The following is a 15,670-nucleotide window of genomic DNA, read 5'->3' on the forward strand; positions in this document are numbered from 1 at the left end:
CGGGCTCGTGCCGGACGCGGTGTGATGGGGGTCGCGGCCCGGGGTTGTCTGCGGGCGAAGCGCGTTGCCGCGCGTCCTCGATGCGTGCTGCTAATGCGTCGCGGCGCTTGCCGCGAGCGCCGCATTCGCCTCGCGCGTGCGCATGAAATCGGGATCGGACGAGAGGATGCGCCACGCGGCTGCCTCGAGCTCCGCCTTGCGATCGCGCTGATCGCCGCGCACCGCGCAGTCGGGGAATACGCGGTCGTACGCGTGCCACAGCGAGTCGTAGTCGTTCTTGTCAGCGAACTGCGCGATATTGGCACGGTCTTCGCGCGCGAGGTGGGCCGTCAGGCAATCGATCGTCTGACGGTCCGTGGTGGCCTGCGCCTCGTCGAAATTCGGCGCGACCCACGTCGCGACTACGCTTACCACGATCGCGCCAACGATGCCGATCCCGACCCATCTGATGATTCGCACGCTGCTCCCCCGGAAATTGAGCTCTGCCGGCTCTGAGCTGACGATTCTACAGTGGCTTCGCGCAAATGCGCCGGCCGGTCCGCTCGGGCGAACGGGTTACAATTGCGCTTTCCGTGAAAACTCGCACTCAATCGTCGAGCCAACGCCCCGATTCGGTGACTTGTCCGCTCCGCTGAGCCTGCCCCGCCCTACGCGAAGGCTTGCCGAATCCGCGCACAGCGTCGAGCGCATCACACAACCTACTGATTGACTGAAGGATTTCCATGAGCCTCAAATGCGGCATCGTCGGCCTGCCCAACGTCGGCAAGTCCACCCTGTTCAACGCGCTGACCAAGGCGGGCATCGCCGCGGAAAACTATCCGTTCTGCACGATCGAGCCGAACGTCGGCATCGTCGAGGTGCCGGACGCGCGTCTGAAGGCGCTCGCCGAAATCGTCAAGCCGGAGCGCATCCTGCCGGCCGTGGTCGAGTTCGTCGACATCGCTGGTCTGGTGGCCGGTGCGAGCAAGGGCGAAGGCCTCGGCAACCAGTTCCTCGCGAATATCCGCGAAACCGACGCGATCACGCACGTCGTGCGCTGCTTCGAAGACGACAACGTGATTCACGTCGCGAACAAGATCGATCCGCTGTCGGACATCGAGGTGATCAACACCGAGCTCGCGCTTGCCGATCTCGCCACCGTCGAGAAGGCGCTCGCGCGCTATTCCAAGGCGGCCAAGTCGGGCAACGACAAGGAAGCCGCGAAGAACGCGGCGGTGCTGGAGAAGGTCCGCGCGCAGCTCGACCAGGCGAAGCCGGTCCGCGCGCTCGACCTGACCGATGAAGAAAAGGCCACGCTCAAGCCGTTCTGCCTGATCACCGCCAAGCCGACGATGTACGTCGCCAACGTGAAGGAACACGGCTTCGAGAACAACCCGCACCTCGACGCGATCACGAAGTTCGCGGCCGCTGAAGGCGCGCCGGTGGTGGCCGTGTGCGCGGCCGTCGAAGCGGACATCGCCGACCTCGACGAAGCCGACATGGAAGTCTTCCTCGCCGACATGGGCATGCATGAGCCGGGCTTGAACCGCGTGATCCGCGCGGGCTTCAAGCTGCTCGGCCTGCAGACCTACTTCACGGCCGGCGTGAAGGAAGTGCGCGCGTGGACGATCCACGTCGGCGATACGGCGCCGAAGGCAGCCGGCGCGATCCACACCGACTTCGAGCGCGGCTTCATCCGGGCGCAGACGATCAGCTTCGACGACTACATCACCTACAAGGGCGAGCAAGGCGCAAAGGAAGCCGGCAAGATGCGCGCCGAAGGCAAGGAGTACGTCGTGCACGATGGCGACGTGATGAACTTTTTGTTCAACGTGTAAGCATGAACTGTTGTTCTCGGGTGTTCGCCGACATTCTCGAATTCAGTTACCTCCTTTTAGCACGAGGGCTTTCAGTTCACCAGTGTTCGTGACCGTTCGTTGCTATTCTGGCGATGTGGGACATCATATGAGGCACGCAGGACCATGCCCGATGCTCTCAAGTAGTCATGCCCCCACATCGTTCGGATGCTCCTGACAATACAGAGAAAGCGCAATCCCGCAGCACCACTTCACCGCAGCGCTCTACGAAGCCGCGGGTCAGTGATGTCGCACTGCGTGCACTGAAACCCGCGGAAAAGCCGTACAAGTATTCGGTCGGCGAATGGCTTTATCTGAAAGTGGCTCCGCAAGGTTCCGAGCTCTGGCGCTGGAAATATCGCCTTGCGTGGCAAAGAAAACCGCTACGCCATTGGCAGCTACCCGCAAACTGAAAAAGCGCCGCGAGCCCGTGACTCCATTGCCAACACACGCCGAGACCTCGGAAAGCTGCACCGGTCGCCAAGGAAGGCGTCGCCTACCTGCAGGCCTATAAATAAGTGGGAATCTTTGCTTTACAGGCTTCTAATATCTCCGTACTCGGATCTGTTATGCCGAAGCGATACTTGCAATAGTCGGCAAAGCGTGATCGGTCCAACGGTGGCAGACGGTCGACGGGCGCGTCATCGCCTTCATTGGCGTACGGGTCGTAGAATTGAAGTTGCAAAGTCGGATATCGCTTTAAAAAGAACGTCGTTTGGACCTCGTGATCGAGGTAAGAATGGACGTATCCCGTATAGGCGATTGCCAACATGACGCAGGCTGCGCAGGCAACTGCTGCCAAGCATTTGCCCGCTTTCATGGTGCGCCTAGTCCCATCGATTTCCTCAATTCCCTGACGATCTCAAGTCCAAAGTTGCCGGGACAAATCTTCCCCTCACCAAGTTGCCCGGGAAACTCGCGGTGTCCGCCGAGAGTGTCAACGTGAAAAAATTCTCGGAGGATTCCGACGAATGCCGTCAACGATTGAACCTGGCGTTCGTCGACCTTTGGTGGACGGGCGAAGCCCACCGCGCCCAAGAATTTTTGAAGCTTGGCGACGCCGTCGTGCCCCTCACCAGGCTCGGTCAAGTTTTCCAGCAATACGATGCCAATAACACCCGTATTGTAGTTGTGCACGTTTTCACCCTTGAAGCGGATATCTCGCCCTTCGAAGACGTTTCCGAAGCAGTCAAGCGCGTAGTGATAGCCAATGTCATCGCTGGGTGCAATGCTCTTGTCCATCTGCATTTCTTGAATGTCTTGCAACTGAAGCGCGGCAGGGCCGCACGAAAAGCTACGTCCTGCATGATGAATGGCGATCCTTTTGTAGTTCCAATCGTCATGCATACGCTCTGAGCGATTCTTGTGTGCAGCCCAATCCGACCGCTCGACAAAGTTCATGCCGCCTTGGCGCACCCGATTGATGATCGCCTGCCGCGTCGCGGCTCGGTCATTGACGGAAACCGATATGACGTCGCCAGCATTCCCATCCGCGGTGGTATGGCTGGACGTCCAGTGTTGATTTTTATAGTCAGCCATGCTCACGGCCCTTAACTGTATGTGAGGTTCCGCTTCGGGGACGCAAAAATCACGTGGATGCGAAACGACCTGGATCCATCGGTCTCGATCGTCGCATACCCATTGTCGTCAGTGCGACCGGACTGCTCGCGCCCTTCTACGTCAGCTATGAATGGTCGATTCGTCAGCGGCTCACCTGTCGAGCTGTCGGACACATAAATGCGTTTCAGGTGCCGCCGTGCCGTTTGGGCGTTCTTGCTCCTCTGTGCGCCTTGACGCATATGTCCCGTGCCGGCCAGCTCGCGAGACTCGAACGACATCGACGCATTGTTCTGAGACGCAATCAGGCGTGGCGGTGGGTCGCACTTGCAGATGCAGATATCGTTCTCCAGCGCGATCTGCTTTCCGTGGAGCGTCATCGGTCGATACGGAGGCACGTTACAAATATGACCGGTCGACTTGCACGCATGACAATATATCTGCGCACCGTGATAGGCCAAGGGCTTACCGTGATTTGTGAACCTTTCTTCCGCCTGAATCACGACACCACCGGCCGTTGTCTTGTCGCCGAGTACTATGAAATACCGCCTCATGCATACTCCTTCAGTCACAATTCACAAACAGCCGATCGCCCGACTCCGGGTCGTACACCGCGCCTTGATCGCCGATTCCTTTGCGAGCCGGTCAACAGGTGTCCTCGACGGCATCCACATAAGCGCCAGCTCGCGCGTTTCAGCATGTGCGCTCTCGACCAATGGTCCATCGCTTCGAGGTATGTCCACGTCATTGTTGACACCTTCGTATCAAGTCGAGAGACTGAGCTTACGGCATTAGCACATGGGCGAATGTCAAAAGTGGTGAAGGTCCGACGAGCGCATCCACGCGGCACCGCACCACGACCTGCATCGCCCGAGCCCACCCGAGTCCCCTCCCGTTTATTTCCTTTCCCCGACAGCCAATGCTAAATTTCGGCTTCCGGCGCGCCGCCGCCGGAATGTCATCGAACACAAATAGAATCGCGCGATTCGCGTCCGCGCCCTTCCGAACAGGAGACAAATCGATGAATTACAAGCCGCTGTTCCGTTCACTTTCCCTCGCCGCCGTATTAAGCATCGGCGTCGGCCAGGCGGCTCACGCCGCGACCGAAATCCAGTTCTGGCATGCAATGGAAGCCGCACTGGGCGAACGTCTGAACGACATCGCGAACGACTTCAACAAATCGCAGAGCGACTACGAGATCGTGCCCGTGTTCAAGGGCACCTACGACCAGACCCTCGCCGCCGGCATCGCCGCTTATCGCAGCGGCAACGCGCCGGCCATCCTGCAGGTCTACGAAGTCGGCACCGCGACGATGATGCAGGCCAAGAAAGCCATCGTCCCGGTGACGCAGGTATTCAAGAGCGCGGGCGTGCCGCTCGACCAGAAAGCCTTCGTGCCGACCATCGCGAGCTATTACAGCGACTCGAAAACCGGCGAGCTGATCTCGATGCCGTTCAACAGCTCGACGCCGGTGCTGTACTACAACAAGGATGCGTTCAAGAAGGCCGGACTCGATCCGAACCAGCCGCCGAAGACCTGGGCCGAGCTGCGCGCCGACGCGCAAAAGCTGAAGGCGTCAGGCATGTCCTGCGGCTACTCGTCGGGCTGGCAGAGCTGGATTCAGCTCGAGAACTACAGCGCGTGGCATGCGGCGCCGTTTGCGTCGCGTAACAACGGCTTCGATGGCATGGACGCGCAGCTCGAATTCAACAAGCCGCTGCAGGTCGCGCACATCCAGTTCCTGCAGAACATGGCGAAGGACGGCACGTTCACCTATGTCGGCCGCAAGGACGAACCGGTGTCGAAGTTCTATAGCGGCGACTGCGGCATCATCACGAACTCGTCGGGCTCGCTCGCGACGATCAAGAAATACGCGAAGTTCAGCTTCGGCACCGGCATGATGCCGTACGACGACAGCGTGAAGGGCGCGCCGCAGAACGCGATCATCGGCGGGGCAAGTCTGTGGGTGCTGTCGGGCAAGGACCCGGCCGTCTACAAGGGCGTCGCGAAGTTCCTCGCGTACCTGGCCACGGCACCGGTCGCCGCGAAGTGGCATCAGGACACGGGCTATCTGCCGGTCACGACCGCCGCGTACGATCTGACGCGCCAGCAGGGCTTCTACGACAAGAACCCCGGCAGCGACACCGCGATCCGCCAGATGCTGAACAAGCCGCCGCTGCCGTTCACGAAGGGCCTGCGTCTAGGCAACATGCCGCAGATCCGCACCGTGATCGACGAAGAACTCGAGCAGGTGTGGGCGGACAAGAAGACGCCGCAGCAGGCGCTCGACTCCTCCGTCGCGCGCGGCGACGACCTGCTGCGCCGCTTCGAAAAGGCCGGTAACTAAGCATCGTCTGCTGGCAGGGTTCCGGCGCTCCCGCGCGGGAACCCGTCGTTACAGCACACTCTGGAAATCCCGATGGAAAAGCGCTCCTACTTCGGCACCAGCGCGCTGCCCTACCTGCTCGTCGCGCCGCAGTTGCTCATCACGTTGGTGTTCTTCGTGTGGCCGGCAGGCGTGGCGCTCTGGCAATCGACGCAGACTCAGGACGCGTTCGGTACGTCGAGCGAGTTCGTCGGACTCGCGAACTTCAAACAGTTGTTCGCCGACCCGCTGTATCTGGCGTCGTTCAACACGACGATCGTGTTCTGCACGCTCGTCACCGTGTCGGGCCTCGTGATCTCGCTGCTGCTCGCGGTCTGCGCCGATCGCGTGACGCGCGGCGCGAAGGCCTATCAAACGCTGCTGATCTGGCCATACGCGGTCGCGCCCGCGATCGCCGCCGTGCTGTGGTCGTTCCTGTTCAACCCGAGCATCGGCCTGGTCACCTATGCGCTCGCAAGATACGGCATCGTGTGGAATCACGCGCTGAACCCCGCTCAGGCGATGTTCCTCGTCGTGCTCGCGTCGGTCTGGCAGCAGGTCAGCTATAACTTCCTGTTCTTCTATGCGGGCCTGCAGGCAATTCCGCGCTCGCTGATCGAAGCGGCCGCGATCGACGGCGCGGGTCCGGTGCGCCGCTTCTTCGGCATCGCGTTGCCGCTGCTGTCGCCGACCACGTTCTTTCTGCTGGTGATCAACATCACCTACGCGTTCTTCGACACCTTCCCCGTGATCGACGCGGCGACCGGCGGCGGTCCCGGCCAGGCCACCCGCACGCTGATCTACAAGATCTTCGCCGAAGGCTTCCAGGGGCTCGACATCGGCAGCTCGGGCGCGCAGTCGGTCGTGCTGATGATCATCGTCGTGGCGCTGACCGTCGTGCAATTCCGCTTCATCGAACGCAGGGTTCAATACTCATGATCGAGAACCGACGCGGTTTTGACCTGTTCTGTCACGCGGTGCTGATCGCGGGCGTCGCGCTGGTGGTGTTTCCCGTGTACGTCGCGTTCTGCGCGGCGACGATGAGCGAGCACGAAGTGTTCACGGTGCCGCTGTCGCTCGTGCCGAGCACGCATCTGTTGGAGAACATCGCCACGATCTGGACGCACGGCACCGGCAATGCGGCGGCGCCGTTCAATCGCATGCTGTTCAACAGCCTCGTGATGGCGCTCGTGATCGCGATCGGCAAGATCGCCGTGTCGATGATCTCCGCGTACGCGATCGTCTACTTCCGCTTTCCGTTTCGCACGCTCGCGTTCTGGCTGATTTTCATCACGCTGATGCTGCCGGTCGAAGTGCGGATTTTCCCGACCGTGCAGGTGGTGTCGTCGATGCATCTGAGCAATACGTACACCGGTCTGACGTTGCCGCTGATCGCGTCGGCGACCGCGACGTTCCTGTTCCGTCAGTTCTTCAAGACGCTGCCGGACGAGCTGATGGAAGCCGCGCGCATCGACGGTGCGGGCGCGCTGCGCTTCTTCTGGGACGTCGTGTTGCCGCTGTCACGGACCACGATGGCGGCGCTCTTCGTGATCACGTTCATCTACGGCTGGAATCAGTATCTGTGGCCGATCCTGATCACGAGCCAGCAGTCGCTGACCACCGCGGTGATCGGCATCAAGGGGATGATCGCGTCGGGCGATACCGCGACCGAATGGCATCTGGTGATGACGGCCACGCTGCTCGCGATGCTGCCGCCGCTCGTCGTCGTGCTGACGATGCAGCGCTGGTTCGTGCGCGGCCTCGTGGATTCGGAAAAATGATCCGCTGTGGCGGACGGCGACAAGCACTCAAAAGACAAGGCTAGAACGGCATGGCTGCACTGACCCTGCAAAGCGTTAAGAAAACTTACGACGGCAAACAGTTCGTGTTGCACGGCATCGACGTGGACGTCGCCGACGGCGAATTCGTCGTGATGGTCGGGCCGTCCGGCTGCGGCAAATCGACGTTGCTGCGGATGGTCGCCGGGCTCGAGCGCATCTCCGACGGCAGCATCTCGATCGCCGGCAAAGTCGTCAACGAGTTGGAGCCGAAGGACCGCAACATCGCGATGGTGTTCCAGAACTACGCGCTGTATCCGCATATGAGCGTGGCCGAAAACATGGGCTACGCGTTGAAGATCGCGGGCGTCGATCGCGCGCAGATCGCGCAGCGCGTCGAAGCCGCCGCGCAGATTCTCGAACTCGGCGCGCTGTTGCAGCGCAAGCCGCGCGAGCTGTCGGGCGGGCAGCGGCAGCGCGTCGCGATGGGACGCGCGATCGTGCGCGAGCCGGCGGTGTTTCTGTTCGACGAACCACTGTCGAATCTCGATGCGCGTCTGCGCGTGCAAATGCGCCTCGAAATCCAGCGCCTGCATGCGCGACTCAAGACCACGAGCCTGTACGTCACGCACGATCAGATCGAAGCGATGACGCTGGCGCAGCGCGTGATCGTGATGCACAAGGGCCAGGCCGAACAGATCGGCGCGCCGACCGAAGTCTACGAGCGGCCCGCCACGGTGTTCGTCGCGAGCTTCATCGGCTCGCCGGGGATGAACCTGCTCGAAGGCCGTGTTTCGGACGACGGCTCGACGTTCGACGTCGCCGGCAACGGCCCGAAGCTGCCGCTCGCGGGCGTGCCGTCGATCGGCCGCGAAGTCGCGACAGGCCGTGAATGGACGCTCGGCATCCGCCCCGAGCACCTGAGCCCGGGCACGGCCAACGCACCGCACGCGACGCTGAGCGTCGACTCGTGCGAACTGCTCGGCGCGGACAATCTCGCGCATGGCCGCTGGGGCAAGCACGACGTGACCGTGCGGCTGCCGCATGCGCATCGTCCGGCGGCGGGCGAAGCGCTGCAGGTCGCGCTGCCCGCGCAGCATCTGCACTTCTTCGATCCGGCGACGGGACAGCGCGCGAACTGAGACGCCCCCCGGAGTGCCGCGACGGCGGCCCGCCGCCGGAACTCCCCTGCCGCCCGGCCTCCGCCCCGAAGTACAATGCCACCTGAACCATATGCCGGGCGCGGCAGCGTCGTCGAATCCGACGCCGCGCCAGCCGGCGCCGGGTGTTCCGTCCGGCCCTCACACCGATTACCCATTCACCCCCGACTGCCCGCCCGCACGCGGCCGGCGTCGTCAACGTCTACTGCAAGCAAATGGCCCAATACGTTTTCACCATGAACCGGGTCGGCAAGATCGTGCCGCCCAAGCGCCAGATCCTGAAAGACATTTCGCTATCGTTCTTCCCCGGCGCGAAGATCGGCCTGCTCGGCCTGAACGGCTCGGGCAAATCGACACTGATCCGCATCATGGCCGGTGTGGACACCGAGATCGAAGGCGAGGCGACGCCGATGCCGAACCTGAACATCGGCTATCTGCCGCAGGAGCCGCAACTCGATCCGCAGAAAACCGTGCGTGAAGCGGTCGAGGAAGGCCTCGGCGACGTGTTCAACGCGCAGAAGAAGCTCGACGAAATCTACGCGGCCTACGCCGAGCCGGACGCCGACTTCGACGCACTGGCCGCCGAGCAGGCGAAGTACGAAGCGATTCTCGCAACGACCGACGGCAGCGCCGAGCAGCAGATCGAAATCGCCGCCGACGCGCTGCGCCTGCCGGCGTGGGACGCGAAGATCGAGCATCTGTCGGGGGGCGAAAAGCGCCGCGTGGCGCTGTGCAAACTGCTGCTGCAAAAGCCGGACATGCTGCTGCTCGACGAGCCGACCAACCACCTCGACGCGGAATCGGTCGAATGGCTCGAGCAGTTCCTGACACGCTTCCCGGGTACCGTGGTCGCCGTCACGCACGATCGCTACTTCCTCGATAACGCCGCCGAGTGGATTCTCGAACTCGACCGCGGCCACGGCATCCCGTGGAAGGGCAACTACAGCAGCTGGCTCGATCAGAAGGAAGAGCGCCTGAAGCAGGAAGAAGCGTCGGAGTCGGCGCGCCAGAAGGCGATCAAGAAGGAGCTGGAGTGGGTGCGCCAGAATCCGAAGGGACGCCAGGCGAAGTCGAAGGCGCGTATTGCCCGCTTCGAGGAACTGAACAGCCAGGACTACCAGAAGCGCAACGAAACGCAGGAAATCTTCATTCCGGTCGGCGACCGCCTCGGCAACGAAGTGATCGAGTTCAAGAACGTCAGCAAGTCGTACGGCGATCGTCTGCTGCTCGATAACGTCAGCTTCAAGATTCCGGCCGGTGCGATCGTCGGCATCATCGGTCCGAACGGCGCCGGCAAGTCGACGCTGTTCCGGATGCTGACCGGTCGCGAACAACCCGATTCGGGCGAAATCGTGCAGGGCCCGACCGTCAAGCTCGCTTGCGTGGACCAGAGCCGCGAGGCGCTCGCAGGCACCAAGACCGTGTTCGAGGAAATCTCGGGCGGCGCGGACGTGCTGACAGTCGGCAGGTACGAAACGCCGTCGCGCGCGTATATCGGCCGCTTCAACTTCAAGGGCGGCGACCAGCAGAAGATCGTCGGCAATCTGTCCGGCGGCGAGCGCGGTCGTCTGCATCTGGCGAAGACCCTGATCGCGGGCGGCAACGTGCTGCTGCTCGACGAACCGTCGAACGACCTCGACGTCGAAACGCTGCGCGCACTCGAAGACGCGCTGCTCGAATTCGCGGGTTCCGTGCTCGTGATCTCGCATGATCGCTGGTTCCTCGATCGCATCGCCACGCATATCCTCGCGTTCGAAGGCGACTCGCAAGTCACGTTCTTCGACGGCAACTACCAGGAATACGAAGCGGACAAGCGAGCGCGTCTCGGCGAGGAAGGCGCGCGGCCGAAGCGCCTGCGCTACAAGCCGATCTCGCGCTGACAGGCAGCGGACGACGGCCCGTCTGTCGCAATGCCGGACGGGTCGCGGGGCATGTGCGTTGCTGGCCGCCGCATGGTGGAGGCGCATGAAAGTCTCGCGCGCGCGACACACGGTCAACACCACGCCGCGCGATGCGGTGACGGCCTTGCATGGGACCCGAGTAAGCGCTGAAGCGCTAACTCGGGTCGACAGGAGACAGACATGGCGATGTCGAGGGGCAAGCGCTGGATCGTCGTCGTGGGTGCAACGTTATTGGCGTTGATTCTGATCGCGATCGGCGCGATGCAATTCGCGCAACAGGAAGTCAAGAATCGCGTCAGCGCGGCGCTCGGGCCGCTCGGCAGCGCCGAGCGCATCGATGTCGGTCTCACCTCGGTTCACCTCACCCACGTTCTGCTGAATGCGCCGCCCGGCTGGCCGGCGGGCGAACCGCTACGCGCCGACGAAATCACGATCACCCCCGATGTGCGCGATCTGATCGCGCGGCGTATGCATATCCGTGAGGTCGTCGTGCGTGGCTTCGACATGGCCGTGCTACGCACGAAGGACGGCGCGCTCAATCTGCTGCCGAACCTGCGCGAATCGCTGAACCGCAGCGATCACCAGGGCGGCACCGGCACCGCTCCGCCGATCCCGCGCGAAAAGCGGGTCGACCATATCCGCTTCGAGCAGGGTAACTTCCATTTCTACGACATGACTGTCGGGCCGCAGCCGTTCAAGGTCACGGTCAGCAACGCGAACGCGACCGTCGACAATCTGCATCTGCCGTCGCTCGCCGAGCCGACCAATGTCAGCGTTCGCGGCTCGCTGAAGGGTCCGGCGCATACGGGCACCATGACGTTCGACGGCTGGATCAAGGTTGCCACCCGCGATTCGCAGACGACGAGCACGCTGCGCGGCGTCGACATCGCGATGCTCGATCCGTATCTTCTGAAGAAGGCCGGCACGCGCGCACAGGTGACGGGCGGCACGGTCGATCTGACAATCGAATCGACGGTGCGCAACTATCACCTGCGCGCGCCTGGCACGGTGACCGTCCACAATCTGCAGCTCGCTGAAACCGACAATCCGCTGGAGACGTTCATGTCGATTCCGACCCGCGCCGCCGTTGCGGCGCTGCGTACGCACAACGGCGACATCACGCTGCATTTCGTGCTCGACGGCGATCTGCGCGATCCGAAGTTCTCGGTGCGCGAAGGACTCTTCAAGCGCATCGGCGCCGGGTTTGCGCAGGCGCTGGGGGTCAGTGTCGAAGGCGTCGCGAAGGGCGCGGGCGAGACCGTCAAGGGTCTCGGCAATGCGTTGAAGAATCTGTTGGGACAGTAGCGGTCAGCTCAAACCGGCAAGCCCAGCCCGCGCAGCTTTGCTTCCGTTTGCGCGGCGCTCGTGTGATGCACACCGTGCCAGCCGAGCGCCGTCGCGGCTTCGGCGTTCTTCGCGTTGTCGTCGATGAAGACGAGTTCGGCCGACTCGATGCCGGGCATCTGCAACTCGATACGCCGGTGCATTTCCGCGAAGATCGCCGGGTCGGGCTTCACGAGCTTCACGCGCCCCGACACGACGATGTCCCGAAACCGCTGCAGCACCGGATAGTGCTGCCACGCATACGGGAAAGTCTCGTCCGACCAGTTGGTGAGTCCGAAAAGCGGCACCTCGGCCGCTTCGAGCTTTTCCATCAGCGCGATGCCGTCGTCGAGCACGCCCGCCACCATCTCGTGCCAACGCTCATAGAACGCGCGGATCAGCGGCTCGTGGCCGGGAAACTGTGCGATTAACTCGTCGGTGGCTTCGACAATCGGCTGGCCGCCGTCCTGGCGAATCACCCAGTCCATCGAGCAGACGTGCGTGAGGAACCAGCGGCGCTCGAACTCGTCGGGAATCAGCTCGCGGTACAGGTACTCGGGACTCCAATCGATCAGCACGCCGCCGAAATCGAACACCACTGCCTTGATCGCCATGTACCACGCTCCGTTTCGCAGGTCGTCGCTATGCTCAGATGGGTTGCGTGCGCAGTTCGAGCCATGCCTTCGCGTCGCCAGACACATGCGGCGCGAGGCGCGCGCGCACCGTTTCGTGATAGGCGTTGAGCCATGCGCGCTCGTCGTCGCGCAGCAGCGACAACTCGATGCAGCGCGTGTCGATCGGGCACAGCGTCAGCGTTTCGAACTTCAGGAAATCGCCGAATTCGGTTTTTTCGGCGGCCACGTTCAGCACGAGGTTTTCGATGCGCACGCCCCACTTGCCCGGCCGATACAGACCCGGCTCGTTCGACGTGATCATGCCCTCCTCCATCGCGGTCCACGGTTCGGCCGGCGCGTAGTGCGAGATCACCTGCGGGCCCTCGTGCACGTTCAGGAAGTAGCCGACCCCGTGACCGGTGCCGTGGCCATAGTCGGCGCCGGCCTGCCAGATCGGCGCGCGCGCGATCGCGTCGAGCATCGGCGAGCGGATGCCGCGCGGAAATTGCGCGCATGACAGCGCGATCATGCCCTTCAGCACGACGGTGAAATCGCGGCGCTGTTCGTTGCTCGGCGTGCCGACCGGCACGACGCGCGTGATGTCGGTCGTGCCGCTCAGGTACTGGCCGCCCGAATCGATCAGCAGCAGGCCGTTGCCTTCGATCACCGCATGCGACTCGTCGGTCGCGCGATAGTGCGGCATTGCGCCGTTCGCGTTGAAGCCCGCAATCGTCGCGAAGCTCAGCGACACGAAGCCGGGACGGCGCGCGCGGGCGGCCGTCAAACGTTCGTCGATCGTCAGCTCGGTGATGCGCTCGCGGCCCAGCGCGCTTTCGAACCACGCGAAGAATTCGGCGAGCGCCGCGCCGTCCTGCTCCATCGTCCCGCGCACGTGCGCGACGTCGGCGGCGGTCTTGCACGACTTGAGGAAGGTGGACGGATTGACCGCCTCGACCACCTTGACCGCCGACGGCACCGCCTCCAGCAAGCCGTACGTGATGCGACGCGGATCGATCAGCAACGTGCTGCCGGCCGGCAGCGCGGCGAGCGCCTCGGCGGCTTTCGCGTACGGCTCGACGCTGATGCCGTCGCGTGCGAGCACTTCGGCGAGCGCCGCCGACACCTTGCCGTCCGCGATAAAGAGCGACACGCTCTCCACGCCGATCAGCGCGTGCGCGACGAACACCGGGTTGTAGCTGACGTCGGCGCCGCGCAGGTTCAGCAGCCAGGCGAGGTCGTCGAGCGTCGAGATGAAGTGCCATTGCGCGCCTTTGTCGGCCATCGCGCGACGCACCTGCGCGAGCTTGTCCGCGCGCGCGACGCCCGCTTGCGGCGCGATGTGCTCGAAGACGGGGTCGGCGGGGAGCGCGGGACGCTGCGCCCAGATCGAGTCGAACAGGTCGACGTCGGTACGCAGCTGCACGCCGCGCGCGTTCAGTGCGGCGCTCAACGCGCGCGCGGCCGCGACCCCGAGCACCGCGCCGTCCACACCGACGATGCCGCCGCTCGCGACGTGCTGCGCGAGCCATTCGAAATGCGGTGTGGTCTGCTGGCCGCCCATCATCTTCATCAGCTCGACACCGCTGCCGTTGAGCTGCGCGCTCGCCTGCTCCCAGTAGCGGCTGTCGGTCCAGACGCCGGCGAAATCGGCGGTCACGATCAGCGTTCCGGCCGAGCCGGTGAAGCCTGACAGCCACTGGCGGCCTTGCCAGCGCCCGGGCAGATACTCGGACAGATGCGGATCCGCCGACGGCACGAGGTAAGCGGCGATGCCTTCGCGCGCCATCGCGGCGCGCAGGCTCGCGAGGCGCTCGGGAATGGAGGAGGTTTCGGGAAGTCGGGCGTTCATGGGATTACCTGCGAGGATTCATCGACGGATCGACCTGCGCGTTGATTGACGCGAAAAGAGGCCGACCGTCACGGCGACGGCGATGAGCGCGACGGCGGTGCATACCGGCCATTCGAGCATGTCACCGTCATGGAAAAGACCTGTCACATTGCCGGCCATCCGCGCGACGCTCGCGCCGAGCACGCCGGCCAACAGCGCCGCCCACCAGCGGGCGCAGCTCGCCCGCCGCTGCGGATGCAGCCACCAGCCCGCGAGGCCGATCACCGCGCCGAGTACGAGAATGCCTGGCCAACCCATCAGGCGTGGACTCCAGACTGGGCGCTCAAACACGGCAAAATCAATTTCGGATTCGTCTCATAGGCGAAAGGAGCCGCCAACGCTAGCATTTTTGCCTCCTCAACTATACAAGTTCAGCACGGCGCTTTCCGCATAGCGGTTGAGTTTAGGGGTCGGGGTGTGCTTAGGCAAGTTGCAAGTCTGACGAAAACGCCTCACGCTCCGCCCGTTGCCAGGCTGACGCCGCGCCCATGCGCATCGCCCTTATCGAACCCGACGTGCACCACGCCAAACTGGTTGACCGGCTGATTTTCGCCGGCGGCCACGTGTGCCAGCACTTCACCACCAGCGCCACCTTCCTGCAGCGCGCCACCGACGAATTCTTCGACCTGCTGATCACCGAAAGCTGGGCCGGCGACCATTGCGCCGAAGACGTGATCCCACGCGCGCGCTCCATTTTGCCGGGCCTGCCTGTCATGATGCTGATTGCGGCGCCGCGTGAATGCCAGATCGTCGCCGCGCTGCACGCCGGCGCCGACGACTGCCTGAGCAAGCCAGTGCGCGGCCCCGAAATGCTCGCACGCGTCGAGGCGCTGCAGCGCCGCGCGGGCCTGCGGCGGCCGCCTAACCGGCGGCGCGACGTGATCGGCGGCTATACGTTCGATGCGGCGCATTTCGCCGTAACCTTCCGCGACCTGACCGTGATCCTGACGCCGAAGGAATTCCGCCTCGCGCTGGTGCTGTTCAACAATCTCGCGCGGCCGGTGTCGCGCGCGCATATTCTCGAAACCGTGTGGGCGTGCCGTCGCGACGTAAAGTCGCGCACCATCGACACCCACGCGTCGCGCGTGCGCAGCAAGCTGCAACTGCGCCCGGAGCTTGGCTACACGCTGACGCCGGTCTATGGTTACGGTTACCAGCTCGACGCGATTCCGCCGGAGACCCTGACAGGCGCGATCTGACGCATGCGGGATATATGGCGGGCAGGATGTGATAATCGTGGAAACGCTAT

The 15,670-nt window shown here is 63.4% G+C and carries 15 protein-coding genes; 8 read left to right on the forward strand and 7 right to left on the reverse strand.

What is annotated here, in order from left to right; translation table 11 throughout:
- Nucleotides 1–90: 90 nt before the first annotated feature.
- Complete coding sequence (locus F6X42_RS20760) at nt 91–459, reverse strand: hypothetical protein (protein WP_246530163.1); 369 nt, start codon at nt 457–459, stop codon at nt 91–93.
- A gap of 263 nt (nt 460–722) precedes the next feature.
- On the opposite strand from F6X42_RS20760, the gene ychF reads away from it, so the two are divergent.
- Nucleotides 723–1,817 (forward strand): redox-regulated ATPase YchF, encoded by a 1,095-nt coding sequence (ychF, locus tag F6X42_RS20765; protein ID WP_187636016.1) that lies wholly within the window; start codon nt 723–725, stop codon nt 1,815–1,817.
- A gap of 526 nt (nt 1,818–2,343) precedes the next feature.
- Here ychF and F6X42_RS20770 read toward each other — a convergent pair.
- The 3 genes from F6X42_RS20770 to F6X42_RS45935 are packed head-to-tail and all read right to left on the reverse strand — an operon-like array spanning nt 2,344 to nt 3,946.
- The gene (locus F6X42_RS20770; RefSeq protein WP_187636017.1) at nt 2,344–2,655 is read right to left on the reverse strand and encodes a hypothetical protein; all 312 of its coding nucleotides are present in this window, start codon (nt 2,653–2,655) and stop codon (nt 2,344–2,346) included.
- Entirely contained in the window at nt 2,652–3,374 is a 723-nt protein-coding gene (locus tag F6X42_RS44125) for a peptidoglycan recognition protein family protein (RefSeq protein WP_246530164.1), read from the reverse strand. Before F6X42_RS44125 ends, F6X42_RS20770 begins: the two co-directional genes overlap by 4 nt.
- An 11-nt stretch (nt 3,375–3,385) precedes the next feature.
- The gene (locus tag F6X42_RS45935) at nt 3,386–3,946 is read right to left on the reverse strand and encodes a PAAR domain-containing protein (RefSeq protein ID WP_187636018.1); all 561 of its coding nucleotides are present in this window, start codon (nt 3,944–3,946) and stop codon (nt 3,386–3,388) included.
- A 467-nt stretch (nt 3,947–4,413) separates the two neighbouring features.
- Here F6X42_RS45935 and ugpB point away from each other — a divergent pair, with 467 nt between their 5' ends.
- The 6 genes from ugpB (at nt 4,414) to F6X42_RS20810 (ending at nt 11,901) form a co-directional block, all read left to right on the forward strand.
- A complete protein-coding gene (gene ugpB, locus F6X42_RS20785) occupies nt 4,414–5,739 on the forward strand; it encodes a sn-glycerol-3-phosphate ABC transporter substrate-binding protein UgpB (RefSeq protein ID WP_187636019.1) in 1,326 nt (441 codons plus the stop codon).
- Between the two features lie 72 nt (nt 5,740–5,811).
- The gene (gene ugpA / locus F6X42_RS20790; protein ID WP_187636020.1) at nt 5,812–6,696 is read left to right on the forward strand and encodes a sn-glycerol-3-phosphate ABC transporter permease UgpA; all 885 of its coding nucleotides are present in this window, start codon (nt 5,812–5,814) and stop codon (nt 6,694–6,696) included.
- Nucleotides 6,693–7,538, forward strand: a complete 846-nt coding sequence (ugpE, locus tag F6X42_RS20795) for a sn-glycerol-3-phosphate ABC transporter permease UgpE (protein ID WP_187636021.1) — start codon at nt 6,693–6,695, stop codon at nt 7,536–7,538. Before ugpA ends, ugpE begins: the two co-directional genes overlap by 4 nt.
- 50 nt (nt 7,539–7,588) lie before the next feature.
- The gene (locus F6X42_RS20800) at nt 7,589–8,677 is read left to right on the forward strand and encodes a sn-glycerol-3-phosphate import ATP-binding protein UgpC (RefSeq protein WP_187636022.1); all 1,089 of its coding nucleotides are present in this window, start codon (nt 7,589–7,591) and stop codon (nt 8,675–8,677) included.
- A 233-nt stretch (nt 8,678–8,910) separates the two neighbouring features.
- The gene (gene ettA / locus F6X42_RS20805; protein WP_187636023.1) at nt 8,911–10,575 is read left to right on the forward strand and encodes an energy-dependent translational throttle protein EttA; all 1,665 of its coding nucleotides are present in this window, start codon (nt 8,911–8,913) and stop codon (nt 10,573–10,575) included.
- A 201-nt stretch (nt 10,576–10,776) separates the two neighbouring features.
- A complete protein-coding gene (locus F6X42_RS20810) occupies nt 10,777–11,901 on the forward strand; it encodes a DUF748 domain-containing protein (protein ID WP_187636024.1) in 1,125 nt (374 codons plus the stop codon).
- Nucleotides 11,902–11,909: 8 nt separating this feature from the next.
- On the opposite strand, the gene F6X42_RS20815 is transcribed toward F6X42_RS20810, so the two are convergent.
- From F6X42_RS20815 to F6X42_RS20825, 3 genes are read right to left on the reverse strand one after another with little or no spacing between them, the layout of a single operon-like run.
- Complete coding sequence (locus F6X42_RS20815; protein ID WP_187636025.1) at nt 11,910–12,533, reverse strand: HAD family hydrolase; 624 nt, start codon at nt 12,531–12,533, stop codon at nt 11,910–11,912.
- 34 nt (nt 12,534–12,567) lie between these two features.
- Nucleotides 12,568–14,382, reverse strand: a complete 1,815-nt coding sequence (locus tag F6X42_RS20820) for an aminopeptidase P family protein (RefSeq protein WP_187636026.1) — start codon at nt 14,380–14,382, stop codon at nt 12,568–12,570.
- Between the two features lie 18 nt (nt 14,383–14,400).
- On the reverse strand, nt 14,401–14,679 hold the full coding sequence (locus tag F6X42_RS20825) for a hypothetical protein (RefSeq protein WP_187636027.1): 279 nt from the start codon (nt 14,677–14,679) through the stop codon (nt 14,401–14,403).
- Nucleotides 14,680–14,909: 230 nt separating this feature from the next.
- On the opposite strand from F6X42_RS20825, the gene F6X42_RS20830 reads away from it, so the two are divergent.
- The gene (locus F6X42_RS20830; protein ID WP_187636028.1) at nt 14,910–15,620 is read left to right on the forward strand and encodes a response regulator transcription factor; all 711 of its coding nucleotides are present in this window, start codon (nt 14,910–14,912) and stop codon (nt 15,618–15,620) included.
- The last annotated feature ends 50 nt before the right edge of the window (nt 15,621–15,670 follow it).

It is taken from the genome of Paraburkholderia podalyriae, assembly GCF_014397785.1.
GTDB classification, from domain to species: domain Bacteria; phylum Pseudomonadota; class Gammaproteobacteria; order Burkholderiales; family Burkholderiaceae; genus Paraburkholderia; species Paraburkholderia podalyriae.